The sequence below is a fragment of the Clostridium sp. HCP1S3_C6 genome (assembly GCF_052066735.1).
Lineage (GTDB): Bacteria > Bacillota > Clostridia > Clostridiales > Clostridiaceae > Clostridium.
The window spans coordinates 1-8,110 of record NZ_JBQHRN010000051.1; the positions used below are offsets into that span (position 1 = coordinate 1).

General features: G+C 25.5%; 12 protein-coding genes. All 12 read right to left on the minus strand.

What is annotated here, in order from left to right; genetic code table 11:
• Nucleotides 1–268 (minus strand): transposase (locus ACTNAO_RS12295; RefSeq protein ID WP_441029456.1); only part of this gene is annotated, 268 nt, incomplete at its 3' end.
• Between the two features lie 94 nt (nt 269–362).
• A complete protein-coding gene (locus ACTNAO_RS12300) occupies nt 363–830 on the minus strand; it encodes a methyl-accepting chemotaxis protein (protein ID WP_441029486.1) in 468 nt (155 codons plus the stop codon).
• Nucleotides 831–875: 45 nt separating this feature from the next.
• Entirely contained in the window at nt 876–1,439 is a 564-nt protein-coding gene (locus ACTNAO_RS12305; protein WP_441029459.1) for a hypothetical protein, read from the minus strand.
• The gene (gene fliB, locus ACTNAO_RS12310) at nt 1,436–2,593 is read right to left on the minus strand and encodes a flagellin lysine-N-methylase (protein WP_441029462.1); all 1,158 of its coding nucleotides are present in this window, start codon (nt 2,591–2,593) and stop codon (nt 1,436–1,438) included. Before fliB ends, ACTNAO_RS12305 begins: the two co-directional genes overlap by 4 nt.
• Nucleotides 2,594–2,604: 11 nt before the next feature.
• Entirely contained in the window at nt 2,605–3,768 is a 1,164-nt protein-coding gene (locus ACTNAO_RS12315) for a cation diffusion facilitator family transporter (RefSeq protein ID WP_441029465.1), read from the minus strand.
• Between the two features lie 60 nt (nt 3,769–3,828).
• Nucleotides 3,829–4,239 carry a C-GCAxxG-C-C family protein gene (locus ACTNAO_RS12320; RefSeq protein ID WP_441029468.1) on the minus strand — a complete coding sequence of 137 codons (411 nt, stop codon included), beginning with the start codon at nt 4,237–4,239 and terminating at the stop codon, nt 3,829–3,831.
• Nucleotides 4,240–4,271: 32 nt separating this feature from the next.
• Nucleotides 4,272–4,688 carry a hypothetical protein gene (locus tag ACTNAO_RS12325; protein ID WP_441029471.1) on the minus strand — a complete coding sequence of 139 codons (417 nt, stop codon included), beginning with the start codon at nt 4,686–4,688 and terminating at the stop codon, nt 4,272–4,274.
• Complete coding sequence (locus ACTNAO_RS12330; RefSeq protein WP_441029474.1) at nt 4,670–4,792, minus strand: hypothetical protein; 123 nt, start codon at nt 4,790–4,792, stop codon at nt 4,670–4,672. Before ACTNAO_RS12330 ends, ACTNAO_RS12325 begins: the two co-directional genes overlap by 19 nt.
• 55 nt (nt 4,793–4,847) lie before the next feature.
• Nucleotides 4,848–5,693, minus strand: coding sequence for an LD-carboxypeptidase (locus ACTNAO_RS12335; RefSeq protein WP_441029477.1), 846 nt, complete (start codon nt 5,691–5,693; stop codon nt 4,848–4,850).
• 101 nt (nt 5,694–5,794) lie between these two features.
• Complete coding sequence (locus tag ACTNAO_RS12340) at nt 5,795–7,333, minus strand: YifB family Mg chelatase-like AAA ATPase (protein ID WP_441029480.1); 1,539 nt, start codon at nt 7,331–7,333, stop codon at nt 5,795–5,797.
• Between the two features lie 56 nt (nt 7,334–7,389).
• A complete protein-coding gene (locus ACTNAO_RS12345; RefSeq protein WP_441029483.1) occupies nt 7,390–7,587 on the minus strand; it encodes a hypothetical protein in 198 nt (65 codons plus the stop codon).
• A 197-nt stretch (nt 7,588–7,784) separates the two neighbouring features.
• The gene (locus tag ACTNAO_RS12350) at nt 7,785–7,928 is read right to left on the minus strand and encodes a DUF6179 domain-containing protein (RefSeq protein ID WP_441029489.1); all 144 of its coding nucleotides are present in this window, start codon (nt 7,926–7,928) and stop codon (nt 7,785–7,787) included.
• Nucleotides 7,929–8,110 lie beyond the last annotated feature (182 nt).

Sequence of the window (8,110 nt, forward strand, 5' to 3'; positions counted from 1 at the left end):
TTGTTGTTGCGAATATGGAGAGTGCTTTTTTTAATATTTCATTTTCCTGTTCCAATTTAGCCATTCTTTTTTTCATTGCTTTAATTTCTGCATCATTATTAGAAATATTATCATCTGATGCAGTGTTATTCTTTTTCACCCATTGTCTTATAGTTGTTTTTGGTACTCCATATTCGTCGCTGATTTCAGCATAAGTTTTTCCACTATTAAATAGATCAATAATTGTATTTTTATATTCTTCTGTATAACTTTTTACTTTCCTTCCCATCTGTAGACACTTCCTTTATTTCTTTTATTATATCACTTAAAAAAACTACATGTCCGTGTCTACACTTCTATACTAACACCATGTTATTCTTTAATTATTTCAAAATACTATTACTAGATATTTTTTCTAATGATTCTGACATATTCTTTATTGATGAAACTAATTCTGTTAATTTATCCATATAATCAAGTTCATCTTCAGATACCTTTAACACATCTTTAAGTTCATCTAAGTTTTTAGCACTTATATTTTTAATTTCTTCTACAATACTTACAATATTAGCACCATTTTCAGAAACAGTTTTTGTTAATTCTTGAGTTTCATTCATTTTTAAATTAACTTCATTAGTAGCTTTGCAAACAGATAAAGAGGATTCTCCTGCTCTTGATGATTCTATTGCCGCATTTAATGCAAGCATATTAGTTTCATTTGATATACTTGTAATGACCTCTATAATTTTCATTATTTCATTTGTCTTTTCCTTTAATGAATTAATAACATTTTTACTTTCTTTTGCGCTATTATTCATTTCATTAATTCCTTCTATAGCCTTTTCAATTATTTTAGAATTATTTAAAGAAAGATCATTAACATTCTTAGAAAGATTTCATATTGTATCTGTTTCTAATGATAATTTTTTTACACTATCTGATATTTCAACAATATTTTTTGTAGCATTTTCTAATTTATTTAATGTGTCAGCAGAACCATATGTTACAAATTTTGCTTTTCTTGCAACATCTTTTGTTATATCCTTTGTATTTTGGGATACTTCTTTTAATGTAAATACTGATTTATTTAAGGAATCAGATACTTCCTTAGATTTACTTTCTATATCATTAAGCTCATCTATAATATCTTGTCTCTCTTCTGAGCCTAAAGCACTAGAAAATAATTTATAATTTCTATTAGTTAATGCTACAAACATTAAGGTCATACACACAAATCCAATTATTCTAGGTAAAACTCCAAAATAAATAAGCTTACTTATATCAGTAAAATTATGATCATTTACAAATCCAAAATAATATGATATAAATTGTGCTATTGTAAGAAATATTGGTGCAATTATAAGTGTTGTATAATTAACCTTCTTATCTATATAAAGGCTTGCAATGGCAATTGGATATAAATATATAATTACTACATGATATGACAACAACGTAGTCATAATATAACATTAATGATATTTTCTAAAGAAAATATCTCTTCACTTTCAAAAAGTTCATATAATTTTATAATATTATCCTCTGAATGTTCTACTTCTTTAGAAAACAAATGAACAATATAAACTTGATCTTTAAATTCTAATACTTTATTATTACTTATCCAGGTAGAAACATCTAATTCAATAATAATTATAAGACTAAAAATTGACAAAATAACTTTAGGCAATAAATTGCAATCGTTAAGACTCTTCATAAAATATCGAAATACAAAATACATCATTATATTTTCATATTCATATATTTTTTCTTTATAATATTTAAAAAAACATTTATGAATATTTACCAAATATTCTAAATTATAATTTTTATAAAGATTATCATAAGTTTTTTGAAGTTCATTAAGCCAAGTATTATTTATACTTTCAAGTTGTTTAAATAAATCAAGATATTGTTTGACTGTTTCATATTTTTTATGTTCCTTTGGCTTAAATTCATTAGCTTTGTTTAATAATTCATTTAAATATCTTTCATCTTTAAATTTTTCTTTTACTTCAGTTATTTTAGAAATTTCAAATTTATCAATACAGTCTTGTATTTCCCTTGAAAAACTCAAATATAAGAAAATTCTATTTGATAATGAAATTTTTCTATTTCTAATAATACTCATAGCTATATTTCTTGCACTTATTATTTGTGAAAGCATTTCAAAACTTAGAGAATTATAATCTGTAATAGATTCATCATTTTCCCATGTTTGAAATGTTATTTTATCCTTTTGGCCAAGAAGTATTCTTGCAGACTCAGGGCAACCTAAAGACAAGCTTATTTCTTTAATATTTCCATACTGTTCAATTACTCTAGGAAACAATTTGCAAGTATTACAAAGATTATCCTCTCCTAAATTAATATAAATATCGCAAAGATTATTTTCATTTAAAAAAGTACACCTATTGCCTTCTAATCTAAATCCTGGTTCATTATCTTCATACAAAATTATTTTTGAATTTAAAATTTTTGCAAAATCAGATTTATTATTTTTATACTTTTTTAATGTATTTTTATCTATTACAATTTCCCAACCTTTGCAACAAGTATCCTCACACTTATCTGCAATACATTTAAACTTATTATAATATTTAGGTGTAGTAACTTTCATATCTTTCCTCGCTATATATATGATTTTTCCACTTTAATTACTGCATAACAATCATGCCACTTTGCTTTTATAAGTTTTTCCATCTCATTCTTAATATAATCATAATCTAATTTTAAATCTAAAGGTACCACTACATCAAAAATCAAGTTATTATGTGTAGTTCCTTCTACCATTCTAAAGTCATGTATTGAAAGCCTATTATTAAATGATTTTACAAGCTTTGCAACTTCTTTTCTCATAAACACAACTTTCTTATCATCTAATGCAATAGGATCCATATGTATTACACTTTCACATTTTAATTTTTCATTAAGTTCATTTTCTATTCTATCTATACAATCATGAATTTCAAATATATCAGAATTCCCTGGCACTTCAGCATGAAGTGACACAATAACCCTTCCAGGCCCATAATCATGAACTATTAAATCATGAACACCAGTAATCTCCTTATGTGACATAACTATTTTTATTATTTCATCTATAAATTCTTTATCTGGTTTATTGCCAAGAAGTGGACTAATTGTTTCTTTTGCTGCATTATACCCTGAAAATAATATAAATATAGAAACAAGTATACCTGAAATTCCATCTATATTTAATCCTGTAAGTTTATATATAAAAATAGATATTAAAACTACTAATGTAGCAACTGAATCACTTAAACTATCAAGTGCTGTAGCCTTCATTGCAGCAGAATCTATTTTTTTTGATATTTTTTTATTATATAAATACATATATATTTTAACTAAAATAGATATAACAAGTATTAATATTATAACAATACTACTATCTATATTCTCTGGATTTGTTATTTTAGATACAGAACTTTTAAAAAGCTCTAATCCCATTAAAATTATAACAATAGAAACAATAAATCCTGAAATATATTCTATTCTTCCATGTCCAAAAGGATGCTCTAAATCAGGTTTTTTGTCTGCCATTTTAAATCCTATTAAGGTAACTATAGATGATCCTGCATCTGACAAATTGTTAAATGCATCTGCCGTAATTGCAATAGATCCGCTTAATACTCCAGCAAAATATTTAAAAACAAACAAGAATATATTAAGACATATTCCTAAGGCTCCACATATTGTTCCATACCTTGTTCTTACCTTTGGATCTTTTAAATCATTATTTTTTATAAAAAGCTTTGTAAGCAAAGTAACCATTTTTCCTCCTATGCTATAAAAAAACATAAAAGCACTTAAGACTTTTACGTTTTTTATTAATTATTTAAATAAAACTTTATATGCTATCTTAGCAGCATCTTCTATGCATCCATCACAACTTCTTAACACTTTATTAGTATCAATTCCTTTTAATTCTCTGCATATTACTGAAGAATTCTTTTCTCTAAATTCTTCAACAATTTCCTTTGATAATTTATAAGTTTTTCCTTTTGTAGTTGGATTATCTGTATCTCCGCTACTTTCCTTAAGTCCTGCAAGGGCAATAGCTCCTGATATAGCACCACAAGTGCATTGCATTCCTCCCATTCCTGCGCCAAAACCTTCTGTAATTTTAAATAATGTATTTTCATCCATTGAAACCAAATCACAAAATGCACATGCAACTGCTTGGGCACAATTATATCCCTTTGAATGATTTTCTAGTGCTTTTTCTATTCTTTCTTCCATCATACATCCCTCCTTTAATAATCTTTTTACACCTTTTAATTATACCACAAGAAAATAAATACACCCATAAATGATTCATAGAACCCCCAATTTTTCCAAATTATAATCCAACTATCACCAAGAATAAGTTTATTGAAATATGTAATAATTGCCATAATTGTACCTGAAACAACAAAAAAATATCCTTGCTTCTTGGTAATTTGTTCAAACCAATTATTATAATAAGCTAATATTCCTATTGCAAAAAAGAATACATATTGTGCTAAATGAGCCGGTTCCATGCCTATTACTCCAAATAATGCTATCCACCTATCTGTAGGATAATTAAATCTTATAATACAAAACAAACTTCCTATTATAATAGCTAAAAGAAAAATTTCTGTTGTTTTAAGTTTAACTTTTTCATAAAAATAATTATTTTTTAATAGTTTTTTTATAAGGGCATAACCCATGATCCCATAATATTTCCATATGCATGGGCACTATGATGGGCTATTACAAGACATGTTAAAAATATTTTTAAATTATCTAAGTAATTTACTCTCTTTTCTTTCATTAATTTACACCTAACCTTAAGAATTACATTAAAAAACAAAATAATCCATATTTTATTATAACATATATTCTTTTCCAATAACTAAGGATTTTGAATTTGTTTTATGACCAATTTCATTAGTTAATGCAATTGGAATATTTTCTTCTTTAAAAAAGTTTAAGGCAATGTCCTTTATACATTTATTACTTTGTGAAAGTTCAAGAAATGTTCCAAAAACTATTCCTGAAACCTTAGAAAAAGCCCCCATTTCCTTAAGTTGACTCAAATATGTTATTACCTTTGCCTCAGAACCACTATAAGCTTCTAAAAACAAAATTTTTTCATTAAAATCTGGCATATATTGCGTTCCAGCTAATTTTAAAAAGCATCTTATATTACCACCTATCATTATTCCCTTCATGGATTTTCCCTTAATAAATTCATATTTAAAATCAAATAGATCCTCTTCCCCCTTTAAAAGAGAACCATTAAATCTTGAAATTTGTATATCCTTACAATCATATATTAAATTTCTAATCTGGTATAAATATTGATTTTTATTTGTTTTAGTATATAATGCATTTATTATTGTAGTCAAATCACTATATCCAAAAAAAGGTTTGTAATTTCTATTTATTTCATCAAAGTCAAGATACATTATAACTTCATTAGCTATATCTCCTCCTGAAATATCAAATATGGCTTTAATTTTATTATTTTTATAAAAATTCATTAAATCATCTGCTTTATCCTTTCCAGAACCTGAATATATAGAATTATCAGAGAAAATATACTTTCCTAAAACACAATTTACATTAATTTTTTTTAATTGACTTATTAAAGAATCTATTTTACATTTATCAGCATATTCTAGTGCATTAGAACATGCTACAAGCCCTATTGTATCTCCTGCTTTTAACATATAATAAATCTCCTAAATATTTTTTCTTATTTTTAAAAGCAAAATTTCTTGCAATTAATAAAATAATTATAACACAAAAAATATCTATAAAAGTAAACTTCTTATACTATTTCCCCATTGTAATCTTTTCTATATTCTATAGCTTCTAAAACATCACTTTCTTTTATATCTTTATTGTTTTTAATATCAGCTATAGTTCTTGCAAGTTTTATTACATTACCATAAGACCTAAGAGAAGGCACAGCTTTTTCAAAATAATATTTAAGTATATTTTCTACTCTTTGAGATATTTTGCAATATTTAAAAATATCTTTTCCTTGAAGTTCTGAATTATATGTGTATCTACTATTTTTATATCTGTGCCTTTGAATTTCCCGAGCCCTTATAACTATTTCCTTCATATCTTTTGATGATAACTCATATTCTTCTTTAATACCAATATCTTGATATTTTATTGGTGGTACATAATTATAAATATCAATTCTATCTTTTATAGCTTTTGATAATCTTTTTAAATACCTGTCTATATCTGAAGGAGAGCAATTGCATTTATTTGTATCTATAACTGATACTTCTCTACGCCCACAGGGACACATGTTAAAACTTCCTATTAAAAGTATCTTACATTTCATTTTTACATTGGAATTAAGCCTAGTTAAATTTATATATCCATCTTGAAGAGGCTCTCTTAAAATCTCAAGAACTTCTTTTCTAAATTCAAGCATTTCATCTAAATAAAGCACACCATTATTTGCCAAAGTAATTTCTCCTGGCAAAATATTGTTTCTACTTCCACCACCTGCAATAGCCGTTTTTGTAACAGTATGATGAGGCATTCTAAAAGGAACCTTTGAAAAATCCGTATCTGATGCAAGACCTGCAATACTATATATTTTAGCATTTTCAATTTGCTCATCTATTGATAAATCAGGCATAATGCTAGGAAATGCTTTTGAAAGCATTGATTTTCCGGAACCTGTACTTCCATATAAAATTATATTATGATGCCCAGCTGCTGCAACTACCATAGCCCTTTTTGATGCATTTTGACCTATAATCTCAGAAAAATCCAAGTAATGGAATTTATTTTTTTCTTGAATTTTTTCCCTTTGATAATTATATGGACAAACATCTCTATACTTAATAAAGGATACAACTTCCTTTAAAGTTGAAAAAGGATAAAGATTTGAATTTTTTATGTATTTACACTCTTTTATATTTTCAACAGGAAATATAAAGTTGTTTATTTTTTCACTAATTCCTTCTATAATAATAGGCAGTGCACCTCTAACTCCTTTAATTTCACCTGATAAGGATAATTCCCCAATAAGTAAAAATTCCTCCATAGGATTATTTATTTGAAAACTCTCTATTAAAATAGCAATGGCAATGGGTAAATCTAAAAGTGAACCTATTTTTCTAACATCTGCTGGTGCTAAATTAATAGTTATTCTTCCAAGAGGAAACTCAAAACCTGAATTTTCTATAGCTGCCCTTACTCTGTCTTTAGATTCTTTTACAGCTGCATCTGGTAATCCCACTATATTAAAAGTTGGAAGTCCTTTTGAAATATTCACTTCTACCTCAATTATTTTTCCTGCAAAATTAAAACATGTACCACTTAATACTCTAACTGCCAAAAAAATCACCTCATAATTATATTATTGACAGTATTTTATAAATCTAAACAAAATAACTAAAAACTAATTTTTCTTGACACTTCTTTTATTTTATTTTGAATTTCAGGCTTTAAGTTTAAGAAATATTCATTAAATTTTATTTGCCATTTTTCTTCACACATTACATAAGAAAAAATATCTGGTATATAAGTAATAATAAGTGCTATTTCAAAATAATCTAATGAATTAAATAAAATAATATATTCATTATCCATAAAACATTCAGATGATAAAATATCAACTATATCATCAATATTTTTAATTTTTTCTTTTAAAAGGCTAATTTTATCATTAACATTTAAATTGTTTTTATTACACCCATATAATCATTTAAGTATTTATACAATAATTCATGATTTCCAATATTATTTAGTATTATTTCATTTTCATTGAATAAATTACAAAATTTAAATTAATAAGATATCTTTCTAATCTCTCTATTCCTATATAAGAAAAAAACATTATCACTTAATGGATAATCAAGAGTTATGGGTACTTCATGTGCCTTAAAAAAATAATCATACTTTTTAAAAAATGCACCTAATCCATAATCTATTCAGAACCGAAAGGTAAATTTTTTTATCTGACCATTTTTTCTGTAAATTTAACTTTTTTATATTAATTCATATTTTTGCTATGTTTTTATGAAATTATCCACAATTATATGGTTTAGATTACCAATTTTTATTTTTGTGGATTATTTAGTTAAATTTACTCTTGCCAGACATCACTTCCTTT

Coding starts and splice junctions, on each gene's coding strand:
- ACTNAO_RS12305 (WP_441029459.1), bottom strand. CDS start 1,439: ATGACTACGTTGTTGTCATATCATGTAGTAATTATATATTTATATCCA.
- fliB (WP_441029462.1), bottom strand. CDS start 2,593: ATGAAAGTTACTACACCTAAATATTATAATAAGTTTAAATGTATTGCA.
- ACTNAO_RS12315 (WP_441029465.1), bottom strand. CDS start 3,768: ATGGTTACTTTGCTTACAAAGCTTTTTATAAAAAATAATGATTTAAAA.
- ACTNAO_RS12320 (WP_441029468.1), bottom strand. CDS start 4,239: ATGATGGAAGAAAGAATAGAAAAAGCACTAGAAAATCATTCAAAGGGA.
- ACTNAO_RS12325 (WP_441029471.1), bottom strand. CDS start 4,688: ATGGGTTATGCCCTTATAAAAAAACTATTAAAAAATAATTATTTTTAT.
- ACTNAO_RS12330 (WP_441029474.1), bottom strand. CDS start 4,792: ATGAAAGAAAAGAGAGTAAATTACTTAGATAATTTAAAAATATTTTTA.
- ACTNAO_RS12335 (WP_441029477.1), bottom strand. CDS start 5,693: ATGTTAAAAGCAGGAGATACAATAGGGCTTGTAGCATGTTCTAATGCA.
- ACTNAO_RS12345 (WP_441029483.1), bottom strand. CDS start 7,587: ATGGATAATGAATATATTATTTTATTTAATTCATTAGATTATTTTGAA.